Origin of the sequence: Streptomyces sp. CB02058, from assembly GCF_001905505.1 — a bacterium.
Lineage (GTDB): Bacteria > Actinomycetota > Actinomycetes > Streptomycetales > Streptomycetaceae > Streptomyces.
On the sequence record NZ_LIPG01000004.1, the window covers coordinates 449,600 to 471,865 of the forward strand.

Below are 22,266 nucleotides of genomic sequence, written 5' to 3' on the forward strand. Positions count from 1 at the left end.
GGCACGCGCGCTATCGCCTCGACTCCGCCGGGTGTACGAGCCACGGGTCTTCACGGTCCGCTGACCGCCGGAAGCGTCCGCCCGATGCGGGCCAGCGGGGACAGGGCCATCAGCGCCGGGGAGAGGAGCATGCCGGAGGCCGCCACCAGGAGGCCTCCGCGCAGCCCCCACTCCTGCGCGAGCTGTCCGCCGAGCAGCGAGCCGAGCGGGGCGAGGCCCAGTCCGGCGAAGTTGATCGTCGCGGCCACCCTGCCCTGCATGCCGTCCGGGGTGAGTGCCTGCCGGACCGCCATGACCGTCACGTTCACCAGCTGGCCGGAGGCCCCGAACACGAAGTTGACGGCGATCAGGGCGCCGAGGGTGACGGCGGAGGATCCGCGCAGCGCCGGCACGCACAGCATCACCGAGTCGCCGGCCAGGGCGGCGGTCACCAGCACCGGTCCGAACCCGAACCGGGCGGGCAGCCGGGCGGCGAGCAGCGAGCCGACCAGCGCGCCCGGCCCCGTCGCGGCGAGCGCCAGACCGACAGCGGCGCCGGACAGGTGCAGTTCGCGCGGCAGGAAGAGCAGATGGACCGTCGTCGTGGCGGCGAGGAAGAACTGGAAGGCGGCCGAGGCGAGACCCACGGTGCGCAGCGAGGCGTCGGCGGTGACGAGGACGAGCCCTTCCTTGATGCGCCGCCGCACACGGAGGGGCCGTTCCGGACGCGCGGGGACGGCCTCGTCGCGTCGCATGCGCCTGATCGAGAGGAAGGACACGGCGAAGAACCCCGCCGCGGCAGCGGCCCCTGCCGTCGCCGACAGGAACGACACCGCCGCGCCCCCGAGGGCCGGACCACCGAACTGCGCCGCCGAGCGGCTGCCTTCGAGCGCGCTGTTGCCTCGCAGTCGCTGGTCTCGGTGCACCAGGCGTACGAGTGACGCCTGATAGGCCACATCGAAGAGGACGGACAGGGCCCCGGCCAGCAGAGCGGCGGTGAACAGCACCGGCAGACCGAGCACACCCAGGAAGCCCGCCCCCACGACTCCGGCGAGCACCAGGGTTCGGCCGGCGTCCGTCAGGACCATCACGGTCCGGGTCCGCCACCCGTCCACCCACGCACCGGCGAGCAGCGAGAGCAGCAGGACCGGCACCTGCCCCGCCGCGCGGAGGGCGCCGACCTGCTCGGCACCCGCGCCGAGTGTCAGTACGGCGTACAGCGGCATGACCACCAGGGCGGTGTGCTCGCCGAGTTGGGAGGCGGTCTGGCCCGCCCAGAGCCTGCGGAAGTCGCGGTCCCGCCACAGGCCCGGCGGGGCAGGACGGCCGGGACCGGACACGGCGGAGGAAGCTGATGACACGAGGACCCCTCGGGGCGCAGGGAAACGAAGCCCGCCCCGTCGACAGCTCCGGGGCCGGAAGGATCGCTGTGCCGCGTACAGGGGCAGCACGCGATGACGGGCCCGTGAGGGCCTACGACGTCAACGCGCGCTGGGACGACCGGGCATGCCTCAGCTCCTCGTGGGTCGGTCTGCGCCCCGACGGTACGCGCCCGTGTGCCGTGCGCGAAAGCCGTTTCGGTGCCACGGGCCACGGGCCGCGTGGCACCGGGGCCGGTTCCGCGGCCCGCGGCCCGCGGCCGTGCGGTGTCAGCCTCGGCGTCCCACCACCGCGAGGGGTCCGGTGGCGCGGAACGCCAGGTCGGCGAAGCGTTCGCCGATGCGGCGGTGTGTGGCGGCGTCGGGGTGGAGTCCGTCCGGCAGCGGGAGTTCGGCGGAGTCCTCCTCGCCGTAGAGCGCGCGGCCGTCGAGGTAGTGCAGGTTCGGGTCCTCGGCCGCGCGCTGCTCGACGAGGCGGGCGAGCTCGGCCCGGATGACGCTCAGGGTGAGCTTGCCCGCGGCGGTCTCGGCGGGGTCGCCCGTCGCACGGAAGCGCAGCCGCCCCTCGCCGAGGGCGCTGAGGTCCGGCGCGCTGGGCCCCGGGGTGTCCTCGTGGATGGGGCAGAGGACGGGTGAGACGACCAGCAGCGGGGTACCGGGGTGGCCTTCGCGGATCGTGTCGAGGAAGCCGTGGACGGCCGGGGTGAAGGCGCGCAGGCGCATCAGGTCGGTGTTGACCAGATTGATGCCGATCTTCACGCTGATCCGGTCGGCGGGGATGTCGCGCAGCGCGCGGGCGGTGAACGGGTCGAGCAGCGCGCTGCCCCCGAAGCCGAGGTTGACCAGCTCCACACCGCCGAGCGCGGCGGCCAGCGCGGGCCAGGTCGTCGTCGGGCTCGCCGCGTCCGAGCCGTGGCTGATCGAACTGCCGTGGTGCAGCCAGACCGGCCGGCCGCGGTCCGGCACGGGCTCCACGGGGGCGTCCGTACGCAGGGCGACCAGCTCGGTGGCCTCGTTGTGCGGCAGCCAGATCTCGACGTCCTTCGGCTCGGCGGAGAGACCGTCGAAGCGCAGGGTGCCGACGGGGCCCTCCCGGACCTCGGCGGATCCGGTGGCCATGTCGACGGTCAGGGTCCTGCCTCCGGTCGCGGTGGCCCGGCCCGCGAGGCGGCCGTCGACCAGCAGGTCGTAGATCCCGTCGGGGCGGGGCGGCGCGCCCACGTACACCCGCCGGGTGGGCAGGGTGTCGAGCTCCACGACGGTGGCGCGGGTGCGCAGGGCTATCCGTACGCCGGAGGGCTGGGCCTCCGCCATGGCCAGCTGGCCGTCGGTGTACTGGGCGCGGGCGCGCGCGGGCAGCCGGTGCGGCAGCAGGCCGTGCTCGGTCCGCTCCAGGTCGAGGGCGCCGCGCAGGAGCTTCTCGGTGAGGGGCGTGGTCATCAGCTCGGGGTGGGTGCTCATCGTGCGCTGCCTGTCCGTTCCGGGTGGCCTGTCGTGTGGTGAGGGGGCCGGGTCAGGGCGCGGGCCAGTTGCGCAGCAGGGCGTCGAGCGCGTCCAGGACCCGGGACCAGGTCTCGTCCGTGCCGGGGGCGCTGTGGCTGAAGCTGCCGCCGCTCTCCAGGCTGATGTAGCCGTGGAAGACGCTGCCCAGCAGCCGGACGGCGTGCGTCTGGTCCGGTTCCGTGAGGTCGTAGCCGCGCAGGATCGCCCGTGTCATCTGGGAGTGCCGCGCGCCGGCACTGGCCGCCGCTGCCTCCGGGGTCAGCCTGAGCTGTGCCGCGGCGTAGCGGCCGGGGTGCTCCCCGGCGTAGTCGCGGTAGGCGTTCGCGAACGCCTCCAGGGCGTCCTTGCCCGCGCGCCCGGCCAGCGCTGCCGCCACGCGGTCGGCGAGCTCCGCCAGGGCCAGCAGGGCGATTCTCGTCTTGAGGTCCTGGGAGCTCTTCACGTGCGAGTAGAGGCTCGCGTCCTTCACTCCGAACTGCCGGGCGAGTGCCGCGACGGTCACCTTGTCGAAGCCGACCTCGTCGGCGAGTTCCGCTCCGGCCTGCGTGAGGCGCTCCGCGGTCAGTCCCACTCGTGCCATGCCAACCATCCCCTCCGGCTGTCTCGATTATGCATTTACCTAAGAGTATTAGGCAAACTGCCAGAGACATTAAGTACGAGGGACTGCCGGGAGCGGCGGACACCGGTGCGGTGTCCGCCGGGAGGGTAGCGGCGGACACCGCACCGGCCCGGGCCGCGGGGGACGCGGCGCGGGCCGGTGCGGCGGCCTCCCGGTCAGTGCCGGGTGTTCGTGGCCCAGACGGGCGTGCCCGCCCGGTTGTAGACGACCACGTTGCCGTCGGTCTGCACCGCGAGCATCGCGCCGGGGTTCCCGGCGGTGCCCGTCGCCCATACGGGCTGGTTGTCGGGGGTGTAGATCACGAGGTTGCCGTCCTCCTGGAACACGGCGCGAGCGCCCCTGGTCGCGGGGTTCTTCGACGCCCAGCGGGGGTCCTCGTTCTCGTCGAAGACCACGAGTCTGCCGTCGTCCTGAAGGACGAGCCTGGCCTTGCCCGCGTCGATCCGGTCCCCGATGTCCAGGGTGGAGACGGCCGAGATCTCGTGGTTGCCGTTCCTCTCGTTGACACGGACCTTGATCTTCGGGGAGTCGTCCGACAGCTTGCCGTCGGCCAGCCGGTCGAGCGTGGAGAGCGAGGGCGTGAAGGCGTAGACCGCCCCCTCGGTGCGGACGAACTGCTCGAAGCGCACCTGCTTGCCCGCGAAGGTGACGTCGGTCGTCGGGCCGATCATCGGGTCGGCGCCGACCCTGGGATCACGGTCGGGGAACTTCGTGTCCACCACCCAGTCCCGCTGGATGAACTCGAACTGCCGGACGAGGTCCGCCTGGTAGCTGACGAAGATCAGCCCCCGGGCGGCGTCGGGTCCGTGACCCGCGTCCCCCGCCGGGTCGAAGGGACGCCCGAAGGGGATGCCGCGGCGCATGATGCGCCGGCCGTCGAGACCTCCCTTCTCGGGGACGGGCTCGCCGCCCTCCTTCAGGGCGAGACCGTCGCGGGGACTGGTCTTGCGCAGGTGGGAGAAGAGCGGGGTGATCTCCCCCTCCAGGTCGTTCGCGAAGCTGATGTCGTTGTCGTTCGCACACTCCGGGTCGAACGGCACGTCGGCGTACGGGCACTTCGCCACGGGCGTGCCGGAGCGCCAGCGTCCGACCATGCGGGCGGCCAGCCACTCGGTGGTGGCCTCCGGGGGCACGGCCTTCGCGTTCTTCAGCTCCTTCAGCCGCGCCCCGACCTGCGCCCACCAGCCGGGAACGTCCTGGCCGAGCCTGCGCACCACGTGGAACGAGCCGTTCTTCGCCCATTCCGGCAGGTCGGACGGTGTTCCGCTGACCGTCTCCTCACCGATGACGAACTCGCCCCCGGGGATGATCCGGGTGCCCGGACTCCCCTTCTTCCACTCGGGGCGCTCGGGGTCGGGTGGGTCGAATCCCTTCACGGCCGGCTCGCTGATGCCGTCCTTGAAGCCGAAGTGTTCCTTGCCCCTGCGGTCGCCGGGCAGGGTTCCGCCGTCCTGCTCGAAGATGACGACGACCTTGTGGACCGAGGCCTCCTGCCGCTCCTGGGCGAGGGCGGCCCGCAGGTCGTCCACCTTGTCCGCGGCGATGGTGAGCACCGCGTGGACGGGCTGGGCGTTGCTGTCCCCGAAGAGCCAGTTCTCGGGCGAGTTGTCGCCGGTGTCGCCAAGCATTCCTGCCCGCACGGCCGAGCCCTGCTTGAAGGCGTGCTGGGTGGAGCCCTCCGAGGTCTGCGGGAAGGGGTCCTTGCCGGTCAGGGTGAGGATGCCGCCGTGCGTGAAACTGACACTGCGCCACACGGCGTTCATGGCCCTGGGGTCGTCACCACCGGTGTTGGAACGGGCCGCGCTGAAGGCGGCGTTGAAGGTGGCGACCTGCCGGGTGGTGGCGATGCGCGGCTTGAGCCGCCGCAGCCAGGTGCGCGCCCGTGTGGCGTCGTCGAACTTCAGGAACAGCAGCTGTACGTGGTCCTTCTTGAAGCCGGCGAGCACATCGCCCTGGATCTCCGTGCTCTGCCGCAGCGCCAGATCGTTCATGCGGTCCTCTTCTTCCGTCTCTCGGGGTGGGTCGGCCGCGTCGTAGCCGGACGGGGTCATCTGGGCGGCCCGAAGGACACGAACTTGGCGACGCTGGGAACGCCGTCCTCGTTGAGGAGGAAGAGCATGTAGTAACCCGGCGGCGCCGCCTCCGGCGTCGGGGGCGCCTGCAGCTCGATGGAGCCGTCGGCCCGGCTCTTGATGCGGGCCTCCAGGTGGCGCTGGCTGAAGTTGACCGAGTGGGTCGCGGTGGTGGGGGCCAGGAACACGGCGCGCTCGACCTCTTCGGGCGTGGAAGTGAGCACGGTGAAGCGGCTGTCGTAGGCGAGTGTCCGGCCCGGTACGGCCGACAGGTCGGGGCGCTCGCCGTTGTGCAGGTAGGGCGGCTCGAAGATCTCGATGCTGCCGTCCATGTCGTCGGTGATGTCGGGGTCGTTGGCGATCTGCTGGGCCTCGTCGCCCGTGACCATGATCCGGCCGTCGGGCAGGACGACGGCGTTGGAGTGATAGCCCCGGGGCAGTCGCTGGGCGGGGCCGAGCTTCCAGTTGCCGTCGGTGTCACGGGTCTCGGTCTGCCGGTACTTCAGGTCGGCGTTGGGGTTGTAGAGGCCGTTGCCGTAGTCGCGGATGTCGAAGGAACCGTTGACGGTGAAGAGGGTGCCGTCGGGAAGGATCAGGGTGTCGTCCTGGGTCCGGCCGAACGCCCGCGCCTCCTTCGTCTTCCACTGGTCGCCGACCAGCTGGTACGTGTTCGGGTCCTTGCGGTCGCCGCCGAGGACCAGGACGGAGTCGGGGCCCCTGAACCCGGCCGGGAGCGGCACGGCGGAGCCGTAGGTGCGCAGCGCCGCTCCCGGCCGGTCGGGCAGGCTCGTACGGGTCTCGCGGGCCGGATCGAACCGCCACTGCTGGTCCTGGTCCCGGCCGAGGCCGTAGATCATGCCGTCGCGCAACGAGAAGAGGTGCGGGTAGTCGTTCCGGTAGGGGGCGTCCGCCTTGAAGACGTCGACGGGCACGTCGGTGGGGACGTCGTTCCTGCCGGTGGGTACGGGCCGGCTCAGCGCCGGGAAGCGCTCGACGAGGGGTGTGGGGGTGGCCCAGCCCAGCTCGGACTGCCCGGACATGATGAGGATCCGCCCGTCGGCTCCGGTGACGGCGCTCGGATACCAGCGGCCTACGGACATCTCCTCGTTGAGCGACCAGGACTCGGTCCACGGGTTGAAGACGAGGGAGAGCTTCGCACCGGCGCCGTGGTTGCCGCCGAGGTTGCCGCCGAACACTCCGAGCATTCCGTTGGGGAGGAAGGCGTGGCCCGCGCAGAAGAACGGGGCGGGCCGGGGTTCGCCCTTGCCGTCGGGCATCGCGACCGTCGGCGGGGTCACCTTGGTGAACGCCTTCGCGGTGCTCCCCGCGCCCGGGTCCCAGAGATAGGCCCGGCCCGCGTTGGCCTTGCCGATGATCTGGGTGGGGGCGGTCTCCTTCGTCGGATTGGTCTCGATCCGCTCGAAGGAGAACATCAGGACCTTGCCGGTGGGCAGTTGGGCCACATGCACGGCGAAGTCGGGCGAGGGGAAGTACTCCTTGAACGCGCCGTACTCGCGCGGGCTGAACCTGGCATTGTGGGCCGCCTGGGAACGGGTGAGCTCCTTCAGCCGGCCGGTGCGCATGGGCTGGGGGTAGTCGCCGAGGTCCTCGGCACGCAGACGGGCTCTGGCGTGTTCCTCGGCGTGCTCCTGGCCCAGCACGGCGGCTTCCGCCTTGTCCACGACCGCCTTGCCCCTGGGGCGGGGCTGGGTGTCGTGGGCGGCGGCGTGCGGATCGGAGCCGCCGTCGTGGGCGGCGACGGGGTTGGCGAGGACCAGCGGGGCGGCCAGGGCGGAGAGGACGGCGCAGGCCGAGATCATCGCGGACAGACGCGGTCGGGACATGGGACTCCTCGGAGGTGTGCGGGCCCGGCGCAGGCACGGCGGCCCGCACACCTGCGCGGTACGCATATGCATGGGGCATAGGCCAGTCGTAACCGACGGTGACATGTGAGCACATAGCGTGACCGATCGCAATGCGAGCGTCACCGCGCGTCGTCCGTCGGAGCGTGGGGCCGGCCCGACCGGGGGCACACGGCCGCGAGGACAACGGCCGGGGAAGAACGCCTGGCCCGTACGGCAAGGCCGTTCGCCGGAACCATGCCCTCGACAGCGCACGCAGGCGTCCAGCCATTCAGGGTGCGCGGATGTGCGCCCCGCGCACTCGGGGGCGCACATCCGATTCCGCGGCGGTCACGCCCGTAAGGTGGCGCCTCGCGGGGCGAGGGCGCATCGCCTCGCGGGCGGGGCACCGTGGCGAGAGGCAGAGGTGGTGGAACACATGGGGGCCGACTGGCAGTGGGACGACTCGCTGTTCTCCGGCACGGCGGCCTACTACCGGCGCGGGAGGCTGCCGTACGCCCCCGGACTGGCGGACGCCCTCGCCGGCGCCCTGCCTCCCGATGGGCGAGGGCGCCTGATCGACGTGGGGTGCGGGCCGGGCGTACTGGCCCTGGAACTGGCGCATCTGTTCGATGACGTCGTCGGGGTGGACCCGGACCCCGGAATGCTCACCGAGGCGGCGCGCACGGCGGACCTGGCGGGCCTGGCAGGGACAACACACTGGGTGCGCGCCCGCGCGGAGGAGCTGCCCGCGGGCCTCGGGGTGTTCGACGTCGCCGTCTTCGGCCAGTCCTTCCACTGGATGGACCAGGAGCTCGTGGCGGGCACCTTCAGGCAGATGCTGCGGCCCGGCGGATCGCTGGTGCACATCTCGGATCTGAAGTCGGAGGTCCGGCCCGTCGAGGGGCTTCCGTATCCGGCGGTGCCGTACGCGGCGATCGACGAGACGATCAGGCATTTCCTGGGGCCGGTACGGCGCGCGGGCCGCGGAGTGCTTCCCCAGGGGACCCGCGGGGGCGAGGCGGCGGTCCTCACGGGCGCGGGCTTCACAGGCCCCCGCCGCCTCGTCGTCCCCGCCGGGCAGGCCCTGGAGCGTACGCACGACGACGTCGTCGCCTACGTCTTCTCGCTGTCCTCCTCGGCCCCGCATCTGTTCGGCGCGCGGCAGGACGCGTTCGAGGAGGATCTGCGGCGGCTTCTGCGCGAGGCCTCGCCCCGTGGCCTGTTCTCCGAACGCGCACCGGCCACCGAGGTGTTCGTCTGGGGGAACGACGGCCCGCCCGGCCGGTGAGCGGCAGTACGGCGAAAGCGTCGGGGACGCGCACGCCCGGAATCCCCGGACGATTCCCCCGGCCGGGACACCGAAAATCAGGACGCCGCCGAAAGCATTACGGATAAAGGGCCGCTCCTGGACACGAGCGAGATACGAAGAGTGACGACGCGGCGCCGACAGCGTATTCCCGCCGTCACTCTTCGCATTCCGGAACGACCGCAGCCGCACCATCTCCGCGTACGGACCGCGTCAAGAAGTCCCCCACCCCCGTATGGAGGGCGTCAACAGCGCTGAACACGTGACCGAGCCTGCGGTTTGCTTTTGATCGGCCGCACCGGCCGACTCCATCTCATTCACTTCACACAGGAGCTCACGATGGCCGATCTGGCCTTCGTAGCCACCACGATCGCGGTATTCGCACTGGTGGCTCTCATCGCGAGGGGGGTGACGAAGCTGTGACCGCCGAGAACATCGTCGGCCTGGTCGTGGCCGTCTCCCTGCTGGTCTACCTCGTCCTCGCACTTGTGTACCCGGAGAGGTTCTGAGCACCGATATGAGCCCCGTAACAGCGGGTGTGCTTCAGTTGCTCGCGCTGATCGCCGCGCTCGCACTGGCATACCGTCCGCTCGGTGACTACATGGCCCGGGTCTACTCCTCCGAAAAGCATTACCGGCCGGAGAAGTGGATTTACCGCGCCATCGGCGCCAACCCTTCGGCCGCGATGCACTGGCCCGCTTATCTGCGCGGCGTTCTCGCCTTCTCCGCGGTGAGCGTCCTCTTTCTCTACGGCCTCCAGCGGCTCCAGGGTGTCCTGCCCGGTTCGCTCGGTTTCGTGTCGATCGACCCGGACCAGGCGTTCAACACGGCCGCCTCCTTCGTGGCGAACACCAACTGGCAGTCGTACTACGGCGAACAGGCCATGGGTCACGTCGTGCAGACCGGCGGCCTCGCGGTGCAGAACTTCGTCTCGGCCGCCGTCGGCATGGCCGTGGCCGTGGCCCTCGTCCGCGGCTTCGCGCGCTCCCGCACCGGCGAGCTGGGCAACTTCTGGACGGACCTGGTGCGCGGCACCCTGCGCATCCTGCTGCCGATCGCGGTGATCGGCGCGATCGTGCTGGTGGCGTGCGGTGTCATCCAGAACTTCTCCGGCATCCACGACGTCGGGCAGTTCATGGGCGGCAGCCAGGAGTGGAACGGCGGCGCGGTCGCCTCGCAGGAGGTCATCAAGGAGCTGGGGACGAACGGCGGCGGTTACTTCAACGCCAACTCCGCCCACCCCTTCGAGAACCCCACCCCGTTCTCCAACCTCTTCGAGATCTTCCTGATCCTGCTCATCCCGATCGCGCTGACCCGGACGTTCGGCCGCATGGTCGGCAACCTGCGGCAGGGCTACACGATCCTGGCCACGATGGCCACCATCTGGATCGGGTTCACGGCCCTGATGATGTGGACCGAGTTCACCCACCACGGCCCGGCGCTGGAGATCGCCGGCGGTGCGATGGAGGGCAAGGAGAGCCGCTTCGGCATCGGCGGATCGTCGATCTTCGCCGTGGCGACCACCCTGACGTCGACCGGTGCCGTCAACTCCTTCCACTCCTCGTACACCGGGCTCGGCGGCGGCATCACCATGCTCGGCATGCAGTTGGGCGAGATCGCGCCGGGCGGTGTCGGTTCCGGGCTCTACGGCATGCTGATCATGGCGATCATCGCGGTGTTCATCGCGGGTCTGATGGTCGGCCGTACCCCCGAGTACCTCGGCAAGAAGATCGGCACCCGTCAGATCAAGCTCGCGGCGTGCTACATCCTGATCACCCCCGCCCTGGTGCTCTGCTTCACCGCGGTGGCGATGGCACTGCCCACTCCGCCCCACTCGATGACCAACAGCGGCGCGCACGGATTCTCCGAGATCCTCTACGCCTACACCTCCGGCGCCAACAACAACGGCTCCGCCTTCGCCGGTCTCAACGCCGACACCCAGTGGTTCAACACCACCATCGGCATCGCGATGCTGCTCGGCCGCTTCCTGCCGATCGTCTTCGTCCTGGCGCTGGCCGGATCGCTCGCCGAGCAGCGTCCCGTGCCGTCCACCGCGGGCACGCTGCGGACCGACAAGCCGCTCTACGCGGGCCTGCTCGTCGGCACGATCCTCATCATCACCGGACTGACCTACTTCCCGGCCCTGGCGCTGGGTCCGCTCGCCGAAGGACTCGCCTCATGAGCAGTCTCACCCCCACCCGTGCCCCGCACGAAGACCTGTCCGGCGCCAGCGCGTCAGGCCAGGTCGGCGGGGGGCTCTTCGACCCGAAGCAGCTGCTCAGGTCCCTTCCGGACGCGGCGCGGAAGCTCGATCCGCGCGTCATGGTCAAGTCCCCCGTCATGTTCGTCGTGCTCGTCGGCTCCGTGGTCACCACCCTGCTGGCGCTCCGGGATCCGGGCGACTGGTTCGGCTGGGCCATCACCGCCTGGCTGTGGCTGACCACGCTCTTCGCCAACCTCGCCGAGGCCGTCGCGGAGGGCCGCGGCAAGGCCCAGGCCGACACCCTGCGCAAGGCCAAGACCGACACGCTCGCCCGCCGTCTCGAGGGCGGTGCCGAGGTGGAGGTGCCCGGCACCGAGCTGCGTATCGGAGACCTGGTCGTCTGCGAGGCCGGCGACATCATCCCCGGCGACGGTGACGTGGCCGAGGGCGTCGCATCGGTGGACGAGTCGGCCATCACGGGCGAGTCCGCCCCGGTCATCCGGGAGTCCGGCGGCGACCGCAGTGCCGTCACCGGCGGTACGAAGGTGCTGTCCGACCGGATCGTCGTCAGGATCACCACCAAGCCGGGCGAGACCTTCATCGACCGGATGATCGCCCTCGTCGAGGGCGCGGCACGGCAGAAGACCCCCAACGAGATCGCGCTCAACATCCTGCTGGCGTCGCTGACCATCGTCTTCCTGCTCGCCGTCGTGACGCTCCAGCCGTTCGCGGTCTACGCCGGTGCCCGGCAGTCGATGATCGTGCTCACCGCACTGCTGGTCTGTCTGATCCCGACGACCATCGGCGCGCTCCTCTCCGCGATCGGCATCGCGGGCATGGACCGGCTCGTCCAGCGCAACGTCCTGGCCATGTCGGGCCGCGCGGTGGAGGCGGCGGGCGACGTCTCGACGCTGCTGCTCGACAAGACCGGCACGATCACGCTCGGAAACCGCCAGGCCGCCGCGTTCATCCCCGTACGGGGAGCGACCGAGGCCGAACTGGCCGACGCCGCGCAGCTGTCGTCGCTGGCCGACGAGACACCCGAGGGCCGCTCGATCGTGGTGCTCGCGAAGGAGAAGTACGGCCTGCGCGAACGCCATCAGGGTGAGCTCGCCGACGCGACCTGGGTCGCCTTCACGGCTCAGACCCGTATGTCGGGGGTGGACCTGGAGGGTCAGAAGGCCCGCAAGGGCGCGTCCGGTTCGGTGATCGCGTGGGTGAGGGAGCGGGGCGGCCAGGTCGCCGATGACGCCGGCGCGCTCGCCGACCGGATCTCCCAAGCCGGCGGCACACCGCTTCTGGTCGCCGTCGAGGACTCCGAGGGCGCCCGCGTCCTGGGTGTCGTCCACCTCAAGGACGTCGTCAAGGACGGCATGCGGGAGCGGTTCGACGAGCTGCGCCGGATGGGCATCAAGACCGTCATGATCACGGGCGACAACCCGCTGACCGCCAAGGCGATCGCCGAGGAGGCGGGGGTGGACGACTTCCTCGCGGAGGCCACCCCCGAGGACAAGATGGCCCTCATCAAGCGGGAGCAGGCGGGCGGCAAGCTCGTCGCGATGACGGGTGACGGCACCAACGACGCCCCCGCGCTCGCCCAGGCGGACGTCGGCGTGGCCATGAACACCGGCACCTCGGCCGCGAAGGAGGCCGGGAACATGGTGGACCTGGACTCCAACCCCACGAAGCTCATCGAGATCGTCGAGATCGGCAAGCAGCTCCTCATCACCCGGGGCGCCCTGACCACCTTCTCGATCGCCAACGACGTCGCGAAGTACTTCGCGATCATCCCGGCGATGTTCGCGGTGGTCCACCCCGGTCTGGACAAGCTCAACGTGATGGGCCTCGCGTCACCGGAGTCCGCGATCCTGTCGGCCGTCATCTTCAACGCGCTGATCATCATCGCCCTCGTACCGCTCGCCCTCAAGGGTGTCCGCTACCGGCCGACCAGCGCCGACAGAATGCTCCGCCGCAATCTCGGGATCTACGGGCTGGGCGGCCTGATCGCCCCGTTCATCGGCATCAAGATCATCGATCTGCTCATCTCCCTCATTCCCGGGCTCTCCTGACCCAGAAACGGCTGATCAGCCATGAACACCTCACTCAAGAACACCGCCCGGCTGCTGGGGGCGGGGCTGCGCGCCCTCCTCGTCCTGACCGTCGTCTGCGGCGTCCTCTACCCGCTCGCCGTCACGGGCGTCGCGCAGGCGCTCTTCCACGACAAGGCCAACGGTTCCGAGATCACCGACGCGAGCGGGCGCACCGTCGGGTCGTCGCTGATCGGGCAGACCTACAACCTGCCGAAGCAGAACCCCGACGACCCGGAGGAGGCGGCGAGGCCGGATCTGAAGTGGTTCCAGCCGCGCCCCTCCAACGGCCTGGGCAGCAACAGCGTCAACCTCCAGTACTCGCTGATCCTCTCCGGCGCCACCAACCGGGCCGCGGACAACACGGAGCTGGTGGAGTGGGTCACGGACGCGAAGGCGGCCGTCGTGGCGGACAACTCCGTCCCGGGCTACACGGTCCGGCCGCAGGACGTGCCCGCTGACGCCGTCACCTCCTCCGGCTCGGGCCTCGACCCTGACATCTCCCCGGCCTACGCCGAGCTCCAGGTCCACCGCGTCGCCCAGCGCAACGGCCTTCCCGTGGAGCAGGTCGCGAATCTCGTGTCCGAGCACACCGAGGGCCGCATGCTCGGCTTCATGGGCGAGCCCCGGGTCAACGTCCTGGAGCTCAACACCGCGCTCAAGGACCTCGGCAAGGGCTGACAGCCCGCACGGGTCCACGACGAACGACGGCCACCGCGCATCGGGATGCGCGGTGGCCGTCGTTCGTCGTATCCGGAACCGAAATTACACCGAAACTTTCGAACTACTTAGCCCCTCAAACCGATCGACATTCTCTCGCCCGTTTGCATTTCAGTGAGCCAACACCGAGCAACCATTCTACTGAACTGCAGGAATGCAATGACGTTGTGCTCGCCCCTACATCGACGCTTTCGTAATCTCTGCCGAAAGCATTGACAGCCGCCAGGGCCAGATCAACACTGTTCGCCGTCGACAGACCTCAACCACTGTCGATCCGGGCCCACTTGAGCCCGGCACTCCGGCAGGGTTCCGCTCGATCGACGCACCGCCGACGCACCGAACGACGCGTGGTCCGACGTCAGCCGCACACGCACCGGCACCCCGCGGAGGGCGTCCCGTGCCGCCCGGAACCCGGCCGGCCCCACGAGGAAGAGGAGGAAAGCCGCACATGAACGACGCACCCGCACGGTCGACGAGCCGTACGAGCAGCAGGTTCAGACGGTTCGTCCGCAATGCCTTCGCCCTGGCGATGGCCACCGTGGCCGTCCTGGCACTGCCCGGCACCGCCAACGCCGACACGGTCGTGAACTCCAACCAGACCGGCACCGACAACGGCTACTACTACTCCTTCTGGACCGACAGCCCCGGCTCGGTCTCGATGAACCTGGCGTCCGCGGGCAGCTACAGCACCTCGTGGAGCAACACCGGGAACTTCGTGGCCGGGAAGGGCTGGAGCACCGGCGGCCGCAGGAGCGTGACCTACTCGGGCACCTTCAACCCGTCGGGCAACGCCTATCTGACGCTGTACGGCTGGTCGACGAACCCGCTGGTGGAGTACTACATCGTCGACAACTGGGGCACCTACCGCCCGACCGGCACGTTCAAGGGCACCGTCACCAGCGACGGCGGCACGTACGACATCTACGAGACGACGCGCGTCAACGCACCGTCCATCGAAGGCACCAAGACGTTCAAGCAGTTCTGGAGCGTCCGGCAGTCGAAGCGCACCGGCGGCACCATCACCACCGGTAACCACTTCGACGCGTGGGCCCGCTACGGAATGAACCTGGGCACCTTCAACTACATGATCATGGCCACCGAGGGCTACCAGAGCAGCGGCAACTCCAATATCACCGTGGGCAGTTCCTCCGGCGGTGGCGGCACCGGCGGAGGGGGCGGCGGAGGCTGCACCGCCACCGTGACGGCGGGCGAGAAGTGGAGCGACCGCTACAACCTGAACGTCGCGGTCACCGGCTCCAGCAACTGGACCGTCACCATGAACGTCCCCTCCCCCGCCAAGGTCCTCTCCACCTGGAACACCACCGCGAGCTACCCCAGCTCCCAGGTCCTCACCGCCAAACCCAACGGCAACGGCAACAACTGGGGCGCCACCATCCAGGCCAACGGCAACTGGACCTGGCCCACCGTCTCCTGCACCGCCGGCTGACCCACCACCACCCACCACCCGGGGGCGGCGGCCCCACACGCCGCCCCGCTTCCGGACCCGCCGATGCCCCACCTGGACGAGGAGGACCCACCCCCATGCAGACCACCCCGCGTCTGTCCGTACGATCCGCGGTCACGGCACTGTCCGTGGCCGCCCTGACCGCGACGGCCGCCGTCGCCGTCGACACCGCCCCCTCGCACGCCGCCACCGCCGCCGCCTGCAACGGGTACGTCGGCCTCACCTTCGACGACGGCCCGTCGGGCAGCACCCCGGGGCTGCTCAACGCCCTCAAGCAGAACGGGCTGCGGGCCACGATGTTCAACCAGGGCCAGTACGCCGCCGCCAACCCGGCCCAGGTCAAGGCCCAGGTCGACGCGGGGATGTGGGTCGCGAACCACAGCTACACCCACCCGCATCTGACCCAGCTGAGCCAGGCGCAGATCGACTCCGAGATCTCGCGCACCCAGCAGGCCGTCGCCGCAGGTGGGGGCGGTACGCCGAAGCTGTTCCGCCCTCCCTACGGTGAGACCAACGCGACGGTGCAGTCGGTCGCCGCCAAGTACGGTCTGACGCAGGTGATCTGGGACGTCGACTCGCAGGACTGGAACAACGCGAGCACCGACGCCATCGTGCAGGCCAACGCGCGGCTCACCGACGGCCAGGTCATCCTCATGCACGACTGGCCGGCCAACACGCTCGCCGCGATCCCGCGCATCGCCCAGGGCCTGGCGAGCCGAGGACTCTGCGCGGGCATGATCTCCCCGCAGACCGGGCGCGCCGTGGCGCCCGACAGCGGCGGCACCGGCGGGGGCGGCACCGGGAGCTGCACCGCCACCCTGACCGCCGGCCAGAAGTGGAGCGACCGCTACAACCTGAACGTCGCGGTCACCGGCTCCAGCAACTGGACCGTCACCATGAACGTCCCCTCCCCCGCCAAGGTCCTCTCCACCTGGAACACCACCGCGAGCTACCCCAGCTCCCAGGTCCTCACCGCCAAACCCAACGGCAACGGCAACAACTGGGGCGCCACCATCCAGGCCAACGGCAACTGGACCTGGCCCACCGTCTCCTGCACCGCCGGCTGACCCACCACCACCCACCACCCGGGGGCGGCGGCCCCACACGCCGCCCCGCTTCCGGCCGGTGGACCGAAACTTTATCCGTCTCCTGCCCGCGAGTTGGCTCTCCCCGGCCCGTTCACCGCTCGGGTTCCCTATTCTGTTCGAAAGCTGATCATCCGCAGTTGCGCACACCCAGGAGTCCGCCATGTCCCGACCGGAGAACGATGCCCCCGCCCTGCGCATCGACACCAGCAGACCTCATCCCGCACGGATGTACGACTGGTTCCTCGGCGGCAAGGACAACTATCCGGTGGACGAGGCGATGGGCAGGCAGATGCTCCTCGTCGAACCCGGCGTCCCCGTCATGGCGAAGGTGAACCGCGCGTTCATGCACCGGGCCACCCGCTGGCTGACCGGCCAGGGCATCCGGCAGTTCCTCGACATCGGCACGGGCATACCCACCGAGCCCAACCTCCACCAGGTGGCGCAGCAGGAGGCGCCCTCCACCCGGGTCGTCTACTGCGACAACGACCCGATCGTGCTGGCCCACGCGGCAGCGCTGCTGAAGGGGACGCCGGAGGGTGCCATCGACTACGTACAGGCGGACGCGAGGGAGGTCGACTCCATCCTCGAACACGCGGGGAAGACGCTGGACTTCGACCAGCCCGTCGCGCTCTCACTGATCTCGCTGCTGCATTTCGTGAGCGACGAGGACGGCGCCTACGAGCTGGTGGACCGGCTGACCGATGTGCTGGCGCCGGGCAGCCACCTGGTGATCTCGCACCTCACCGCGGACTTCCATCCCGAGGAGGCACGCAAGGTCGACGAGCTGTACAAGGCCAACACGCTCACCCTGGCGCCCCGCACCCGCGACCAGTTCTCCCGCTTCTTCGACCGGCTCGACATCGTCGAGCCCGGCATCGTGGCGGCGGAGGCCTGGCACCCCGGCCTCGGTGAGCCCGTTCCCGGCCAGGACGACATCGTCAGCGCCGGATACGTGGCCGTGGGCCGCAAGCCGTAACCGCCCACCCGCACGAAGCGCCGTGCCACCGGCCCGCCGCCCCGGCCCACCACCGGGTGGCGGGCCGGTCGCGCACGGCCGTACGGTCACACCAGCCGTCCCTCGTCGTCGGCGTGCCGGAAGCACGAGACGACCACGACGAGCGGCCACAACGACTGGGCGAAGGTGATGACGCGCTCGGCGGCCCCGGCCGTGTCGAGGTAGAACAGGGCGAGCAGGAACCAGCCGCCCCCGATCCACATCAGCGCGGCGGCCGCCACGGACGGCACGGGCCGCAGTCCCCAGGGCGCCGTCCTCGCGGCGCGCGGGTCCACCGGACGCGGTCCGCCGGGCAGTTCACGTGCCGGCGCGCTCCGGCGCACGAAGGCGGCCCGTCGCACGGCGAGGACCGGCCACACCGCGAGCAGCGAGAAGCCCACGGCCACGACCACGCCGTGGGCGAACGAGCCACCACTGCTCGGGGCCGGGAACAGGGCCAGCAGCATCGCGGAGACTCCGCCGCCGGCCAGCGCCACCCGTCCGAACGCTGCGGCGGGTCGCAGCCCGCACGCGGTGACCACGTGGCAGGCTCCCAGGGCGAGCAGGGCGGACGTCATCACCCAGTACCCGTCGGCGCCGTCGGCGGCGAGGATGCTGATCGTGGCCCTCGCGGGATCGTAACCGGGCCCTTGGAGCTCCGCCGAGACGGCCCAGCCGCCGACGAGAAGGATCGGGGCACACACCGAGGAGAACAGGACCCACCAGGAGACAGACCGCATCGGTGAACGGTAGAACGCCCGGGCCGGTGTTCGACGGTGCACACGCAGGAGCGGGCGTACTCCGCCCGCGAGCGGGTAGGCGCGTGACGCCTGGTCACACAGTGGCGTGTGACCGCACCGATCGGCCGGGCCGGACGACGGCCCCGTGTCCCGGCGCGCCGCACCCGACGTGGATCCGAACAGAACGAGGGGAATCCGCTGTGCTGAAACCCGGTCCTCAGGACCTTCGAGTGGCCCTGGCCCGCTACGCCGACGCCCGTATCGAGGACGCGCGCCGCTCCACGGCCGCGACCGCCCGTGCGGCGGAGGACGCCGCCTACACCCTGTGCGTGATGACGGGCACCCAGGCCGTTCCGCAGGCCCTCGACGTCGCGGACGCCATGCTCGGCATGCGGACAGCGGTCTCCCCCGCCCTCCGCCGGACCGTCGGCAAGCAGCCGGGAGAGCGCTGTGCCGGCACGGGTGCTGACGGAGCCGCACCCCGCCTGCGTACCGTCTGACCGACCGTCACCGACAGGCGCCGTGCCGGTCAGACGAACTGCTGGGCCACCAGCACCGCCGCACCCGCGACCGCCAGCACCGTGGCGACCGTGCGGGTGCGGCGTACGTCGAGCCTGCGGGTGAACGGCCGGGAGAGGAGCACCCCGGCGACGGCGGCGGGGGTGAGCAGCAGGGCGCCCCACAGGGCATGCGCCCCGACCGTCCCGGCGGCGGTCAGCGCGGCCAGGCTCATGAGGGAGCCCACGAGGAAGAACGCGCTCATCGTGGCGCGCAGTTCCGGACCGCGCAGGCGCTGCCACACCATCGCCATGGGCGGACCGCCGATGGACGTCGCCGTGCCCATCACTCCTGAGGCCATGCCGGCCAGGACCACGGCGGACCGCCGCTGCCTCGGGACGAAGCCGGCCATGCTCACCGCGACCCCGGCGAGGACCACCGCGGCGATGAGCAGGGCGAGGTACCGGGAGGGGAGGGCGACGACGAGAAGCGTGCCCGCGAGCACCCCCGGTATCCGCCCGGCGAGGGCCCATCCGCAGCCGCGCAGATCTGCTCGGCCGCGTTCCCGTACGAGCACCGAGGCCGTCACCCCTCCGGCGAGCAGCAGGACGGCGACCGGTGCCAGCTCCGGGTCCACGAGCGCGAAGACCGGTGCGGCGATCATGCCGAGGCCGAAGCCGATGGAGACCTGGAGCAGCGCGCCGATCCCCACGGTGACGCAGAGCAGGGCGAACTCCGGACCGTTCACGCCCACGCGGCGCCTTCCTCCAGGGGGAAGTGGCACAGTGCCGTGTGCGGTTCGGCCGGATGCTCCGTCTCCCTGACGACGACCGGTGGCTCCTGGACCGCGCACCGGTCCTCGGCACGCGGGCAGCGGGTGCGGAAGCGGCATCCGGAGGGGATGTCGAAGGGTGAGGGGATCTCCCCCTTCAGCTGGATCTCCTGTCGGGCGTCGCGGGCGGGCCTCAGGGACGGGGCCGCCGACATCAGTGCCGCGGTGTACGGGTGCTGGGGACGTTCGAAGACGCTTTCCGTGTCCCCCTGTTCGATGACCTTGCCGAGGTACATCACGGTGACCCGGTCGGAGATGTAGCGCACCACGGAGAGGTCGTGGGAGATGAACACATAGGTGACGCCGAGGCGGGTGCGCAGCTCCGAGAGGACGTTCAGGACCTGGGCCTGCACCGACAGGTCGAGGGCGGAGACGGGCTCGTCGCAGACGATGAGGTCGGGGTCGAGGGCCAGCGCGCGTGCGATACCGATGCGCTGGCGCTGCCCCCCGGAGAACTCGGCGGGGAAGCGGTGGGCGTCGCTGTCCCGGAGCCCCACCAGGGACAGCAGTTCAAGGATCCGCTTCTCCCGGGCCCTGGCACCCGGTACGACGTCGCGGTGGGTCCTCCAGGGCTCGCCGATCAGGTCGGCGGCCGACATGCGCGCGTTGAGCGAGGCGAACGGGTCCTGGAAGACCATCTGGACGCGGCGGCGCCAGGCCAGCAGTTCCTTGCCGCGCAGGGCGAAGGGGTCGGTCCCGTCGAACCGCACGGTGCCCGTGTCCGGGCGCTCCAGTCCGAGCAGCACCCGGGCCAGGGTGGATTTTCCGCAGCCCGACTCGCCGACGAGCCCGAGTGTCTGCCCCCGGCCGACCTGGATGTCCACACCGTCCAGAGCGGTCAGCCGGCTCCGGGCGCTGCCGAAGGTCTTGGTGACTCCCCGGACCTCCAGCAGCGGGGGGTTCTGCAGAAGACCTGCCGCGTCCGGCCCTGGCGTGGCGGTGATGGCACGGGACTCAGACACGTGCGAGCTCCTCGGAGAAGTGACAGGCGGCCGAACGGCCGTCGCCCGCGGCACGCAGCGACGGCCGTTCCTGGACACAGCGCTCCCGCACCGACGGGCAACGGGCCTGGAAGACGCAGCCGGACGGCACCGCGCTCAGCTCGGGCGGGCTGCCCGGGACGGCGGGCAGCGGGCGCCCGCGCACGCTGTCCTCCGGTACGGAGTCGAGGAGCCCACGGGTGTAGGGGTGGCGGGGAGCGGAGAAGACCTCGTGCACCGGTCCGTTCTCCACGACCGTGCCCGCGTACATCACGACCACGTCGTCGGCGCGCTGGGCGACCACGGCCAGGTCGTGGGTGATCAGCACGACGGCCATGTCCCGCTCGTCCTGGAGGTCCCGCAGCAGCCGCATGATCTGCGCCTGCACGGTCACGTCGAGGGCGGTGGTCGGTTCGTCGGCGATGAGCACGTCGGGGGCGAGCGCCACGGCCATCGCGATCAGCAGCCGCTGGCGCATGCCGCCGGAGAACTGGTGGGGGTAGGACCGGGCCCGCTGCCTCGGTTCGGGTATGCCCACCCGCGTCATCAGCTCGACGGCCTTCTCGTGGGCCTGGCGCCGGGAGAGTCCGTGATGGATGCGGAAGGGTTCACCGATCTGTCTGCCGACCGGCTGCACCGGGTTGAGGGCGGTCAGGGCGTCCTGGAAGACGATCGACAGGACGGGACCGGCCAGCTTGCGGCGCTGTGCCGGACTCATGCGGAGGGTGTCCTCGCCCCTGACCCGGACGGCGCCGCCGGTCACCGAGGCCGCGGGGTCCAGCAGCCCGACGACGGACAGGGCGGTCATCGACTTGCCGCAGCCGGACTCGCCGAGGATGGCCAGGGTGCGTCCGTGACGGACGCTGAAGCTGACACCGTCGACGGCGCGCACCGTCCCGGTGGGCGTGGCCAGGTCCACGCGGAGTCCCTCGACGGCGAGCGCCGGGGTGTCCGTGCCGGACGGGGAAGGACGGGTGGTGGTCGTCACGGGATCATCTCCGGAGGTACGGGGGCCGAGGCGGTCCGGCGCTTCTTGGGCAGCGTCAGGCGCCAGCGCTGCGCGGGATCGGTGGCGATACGGGCCCAGGCGGCGAGGACCGTGGCGGACACCGTGGTCAGCACGATGGCCAGCCCCGGCAGCACGGTGATCCACCACGAGGTCTGGAGGTACTGCCGCCCCTGGGCGACCATCAGGCCCCAGCTCACGTCCGGCGGCTGGATCCCGATGCCCAGGAAGCTCAGCGACGACTCGGTGAGCATCACGAAGCAGAAGTCGAGGGTGGCGACCGTCAGCAGGGTGGGCAGGGCGACCGGCAGGATGTGCCGGTAGATGATCATCCGGCCGGCCGTGCCGAAGGTCCGGGCCGCGTCGACGAACAGCCGGCTCCGCAGCTCAGCGGCCTCCGCGCGGGCGGTCCGCAGATACACCGGGACACGCGTCACGGCCAGGATCAGCACGAGGTTCAGCGCGCTGGGCGAGAAGACGTACAGCACGACCACCGCGATCAGGAGCGAGGGGAAGCTGAGGATCACGTCGGCGATCCGCATGGCCACGCTCTCGCGGCGGCCACCGTGGTAGCCGGCCCACAGGCCCAGCGCCGAACCGATCACCAGCGAGCAGAGCACGGCCGGGACCGCCACGGAGAGCGTCGTGGCGGCCGCCTCGATCAGCCGGGCCACCATGCTGCGCCCCAGGACGTCGGTGCCGAGGAGCCCGTACACCCCGTCGTCCAGGGACGGTGGCCGCAGGGAGGCGCCGAGGTCCTGCCGCTGCGCGCGGTCGCCGATGAACAGCCCGCCGAAGAGGGCCAGGAGGGCGACCACGGCGAGGATCACCGCGCCGACGGCCGCGGCCCGGTCCCGGCCGAGCATCCGCCAGCGGCTCGGCCGCACCGTGCGGGCGGGCGCGTCCTCGTCCGCGGTGGGGGCGCCGTCTCGGGTCATGGTGCTTCCTTCG

19 protein-coding genes are annotated in these 22,266 nt (G+C 70.8%); 9 read left to right on the forward strand and 10 right to left on the reverse strand.

Annotation, left to right across the window (positions count from 1 at the left end):
- Positions 1-50 precede the first annotated feature (50 nt).
- The 5 genes from AMK10_RS22600 to AMK10_RS22620 form a co-directional block, all read right to left on the reverse strand.
- Positions 51-1,340, reverse strand: a complete 1,290-nt coding sequence (locus AMK10_RS22600) for an MFS transporter (RefSeq protein WP_241839631.1) — start codon at positions 1,338-1,340, stop codon at positions 51-53.
- Positions 1,341-1,628: 288 nt separating this feature from the next.
- On the reverse strand, positions 1,629-2,819 hold the full coding sequence (locus AMK10_RS22605; RefSeq protein ID WP_073749724.1) for a GDSL-type esterase/lipase family protein: 1,191 nt from the start codon (positions 2,817-2,819) through the stop codon (positions 1,629-1,631).
- A 52-nt stretch (positions 2,820-2,871) separates the two neighbouring features.
- Entirely contained in the window at positions 2,872-3,441 is a 570-nt protein-coding gene (locus AMK10_RS22610) for a TetR/AcrR family transcriptional regulator (protein ID WP_073749725.1), read from the reverse strand.
- Between the two features lie 194 nt (positions 3,442-3,635).
- Positions 3,636-5,471: a Dyp-type peroxidase gene (locus AMK10_RS22615; protein ID WP_241839632.1), complete on the reverse strand. Its 1,836-nt coding sequence runs from the start codon at positions 5,469-5,471 to the stop codon at positions 3,636-3,638.
- 56 nt (positions 5,472-5,527) lie between these two features.
- On the reverse strand, positions 5,528-7,396 hold the full coding sequence (locus AMK10_RS22620) for a glyoxal oxidase (protein ID WP_073749726.1): 1,869 nt from the start codon (positions 7,394-7,396) through the stop codon (positions 5,528-5,530).
- Between the two features lie 436 nt (positions 7,397-7,832).
- On the opposite strand from AMK10_RS22620, the gene AMK10_RS22625 reads away from it, so the two are divergent.
- The 8 genes from AMK10_RS22625 to AMK10_RS22660 all read left to right on the forward strand — a co-directional run bounded on the left by AMK10_RS22625 (position 7,833) and on the right by AMK10_RS22660 (position 17,241).
- Positions 7,833-8,684, forward strand: coding sequence for a class I SAM-dependent methyltransferase (locus tag AMK10_RS22625; RefSeq protein ID WP_073749727.1), 852 nt, complete (start codon positions 7,833-7,835; stop codon positions 8,682-8,684).
- 437 nt (positions 8,685-9,121) lie between these two features.
- Positions 9,122-9,211, forward strand: a complete 90-nt coding sequence (gene kdpF / locus AMK10_RS36670) for a K(+)-transporting ATPase subunit F (protein ID WP_104790977.1) — start codon at positions 9,122-9,124, stop codon at positions 9,209-9,211.
- 8 nt (positions 9,212-9,219) lie between these two features.
- Entirely contained in the window at positions 9,220-10,884 is a 1,665-nt protein-coding gene (gene kdpA, locus AMK10_RS22635) for a potassium-transporting ATPase subunit KdpA (RefSeq protein WP_073749729.1), read from the forward strand.
- Positions 10,881-12,974 (forward strand): potassium-transporting ATPase subunit KdpB, encoded by a 2,094-nt coding sequence (gene kdpB / locus AMK10_RS22640; RefSeq protein WP_073749730.1) that lies wholly within the window; start codon positions 10,881-10,883, stop codon positions 12,972-12,974. Before kdpA ends, kdpB begins: the two co-directional genes overlap by 4 nt.
- Before the next feature lie 21 nt (positions 12,975-12,995).
- Positions 12,996-13,673, forward strand: coding sequence for a potassium-transporting ATPase subunit C (locus tag AMK10_RS22645; protein ID WP_073749731.1), 678 nt, complete (start codon positions 12,996-12,998; stop codon positions 13,671-13,673).
- A 568-nt stretch (positions 13,674-14,241) separates the two neighbouring features.
- Positions 14,242-15,159: a glycoside hydrolase family 11 protein gene (locus AMK10_RS22650; protein WP_158070903.1), complete on the forward strand. Its 918-nt coding sequence runs from the start codon at positions 14,242-14,244 to the stop codon at positions 15,157-15,159.
- 95 nt (positions 15,160-15,254) lie between these two features.
- A complete protein-coding gene (locus tag AMK10_RS22655; protein ID WP_073749733.1) occupies positions 15,255-16,244 on the forward strand; it encodes a polysaccharide deacetylase family protein in 990 nt (329 codons plus the stop codon).
- Between the two features lie 181 nt (positions 16,245-16,425).
- Positions 16,426-17,241 carry an SAM-dependent methyltransferase gene (locus tag AMK10_RS22660; RefSeq protein WP_073749734.1) on the forward strand — a complete coding sequence of 272 codons (816 nt, stop codon included), beginning with the start codon at positions 16,426-16,428 and terminating at the stop codon, positions 17,239-17,241.
- 86 nt (positions 17,242-17,327) lie between these two features.
- Here the strand turns inward: AMK10_RS22660 and AMK10_RS22665 are convergent, their stop codons facing one another.
- Complete coding sequence (locus AMK10_RS22665) at positions 17,328-17,999, reverse strand: DUF998 domain-containing protein (protein WP_073749735.1); 672 nt, start codon at positions 17,997-17,999, stop codon at positions 17,328-17,330.
- Between the two features lie 200 nt (positions 18,000-18,199).
- On the opposite strand from AMK10_RS22665, the gene AMK10_RS22670 reads away from it, so the two are divergent.
- A complete protein-coding gene (locus tag AMK10_RS22670) occupies positions 18,200-18,499 on the forward strand; it encodes a DUF5133 domain-containing protein (protein ID WP_079180864.1) in 300 nt (99 codons plus the stop codon).
- 29 nt (positions 18,500-18,528) lie between these two features.
- Here the strand turns inward: AMK10_RS22670 and AMK10_RS22675 are convergent, their stop codons facing one another.
- From AMK10_RS22675 to AMK10_RS22690, 4 genes are read right to left on the reverse strand one after another with little or no spacing between them, the layout of a single operon-like run.
- Positions 18,529-19,251, reverse strand: coding sequence for a sulfite exporter TauE/SafE family protein (locus AMK10_RS22675; protein ID WP_107428479.1), 723 nt, complete (start codon positions 19,249-19,251; stop codon positions 18,529-18,531).
- Positions 19,242-20,291, reverse strand: a complete 1,050-nt coding sequence (locus tag AMK10_RS22680) for an ABC transporter ATP-binding protein (RefSeq protein ID WP_382567143.1) — start codon at positions 20,289-20,291, stop codon at positions 19,242-19,244. Before AMK10_RS22680 ends, AMK10_RS22675 begins: the two co-directional genes overlap by 10 nt.
- Positions 20,284-21,297, reverse strand: a complete 1,014-nt coding sequence (locus tag AMK10_RS22685; RefSeq protein ID WP_073749736.1) for an ABC transporter ATP-binding protein — start codon at positions 21,295-21,297, stop codon at positions 20,284-20,286. The genes AMK10_RS22680 and AMK10_RS22685 overlap by 8 nt, the downstream gene beginning before the upstream one ends.
- Complete coding sequence (locus AMK10_RS22690) at positions 21,294-22,253, reverse strand: ABC transporter permease (RefSeq protein ID WP_073749737.1); 960 nt, start codon at positions 22,251-22,253, stop codon at positions 21,294-21,296. Before AMK10_RS22690 ends, AMK10_RS22685 begins: the two co-directional genes overlap by 4 nt.
- Positions 22,254-22,266 lie beyond the last annotated feature (13 nt).

Excerpts from the sequence above, each read along its gene's own strand:
- AMK10_RS22605 (WP_073749724.1), bottom strand. The coding sequence starts at position 2,819 with ATGAGCACCCACCCCGAGCTGATGACCACGCCCCTCACCGAGAAGCTC.
- AMK10_RS22610 (WP_073749725.1), bottom strand. The coding sequence starts at position 3,441 with ATGGCACGAGTGGGACTGACCGCGGAGCGCCTCACGCAGGCCGGAGCG.
- AMK10_RS22615 (WP_241839632.1), bottom strand. The coding sequence starts at position 5,471 with ATGAACGATCTGGCGCTGCGGCAGAGCACGGAGATCCAGGGCGATGTG.
- AMK10_RS22620 (WP_073749726.1), bottom strand. The coding sequence starts at position 7,396 with ATGTCCCGACCGCGTCTGTCCGCGATGATCTCGGCCTGCGCCGTCCTC.
- AMK10_RS22625 (WP_073749727.1), top strand. The coding sequence starts at position 7,833 with ATGGGGGCCGACTGGCAGTGGGACGACTCGCTGTTCTCCGGCACGGCG.
- kdpA (WP_073749729.1), top strand. The coding sequence starts at position 9,220 with ATGAGCCCCGTAACAGCGGGTGTGCTTCAGTTGCTCGCGCTGATCGCC.
- kdpB (WP_073749730.1), top strand. The coding sequence starts at position 10,881 with ATGAGCAGTCTCACCCCCACCCGTGCCCCGCACGAAGACCTGTCCGGC.
- AMK10_RS22645 (WP_073749731.1), top strand. The coding sequence starts at position 12,996 with ATGAACACCTCACTCAAGAACACCGCCCGGCTGCTGGGGGCGGGGCTG.
- AMK10_RS22650 (WP_158070903.1), top strand. The coding sequence starts at position 14,242 with ATGGCCACCGTGGCCGTCCTGGCACTGCCCGGCACCGCCAACGCCGAC.
- AMK10_RS22655 (WP_073749733.1), top strand. The coding sequence starts at position 15,255 with ATGCAGACCACCCCGCGTCTGTCCGTACGATCCGCGGTCACGGCACTG.
- AMK10_RS22660 (WP_073749734.1), top strand. The coding sequence starts at position 16,426 with ATGTCCCGACCGGAGAACGATGCCCCCGCCCTGCGCATCGACACCAGC.
- AMK10_RS22665 (WP_073749735.1), bottom strand. The coding sequence starts at position 17,999 with ATGCGGTCTGTCTCCTGGTGGGTCCTGTTCTCCTCGGTGTGTGCCCCG.
- AMK10_RS22690 (WP_073749737.1), bottom strand. The coding sequence starts at position 22,253 with ATGACCCGAGACGGCGCCCCCACCGCGGACGAGGACGCGCCCGCCCGC.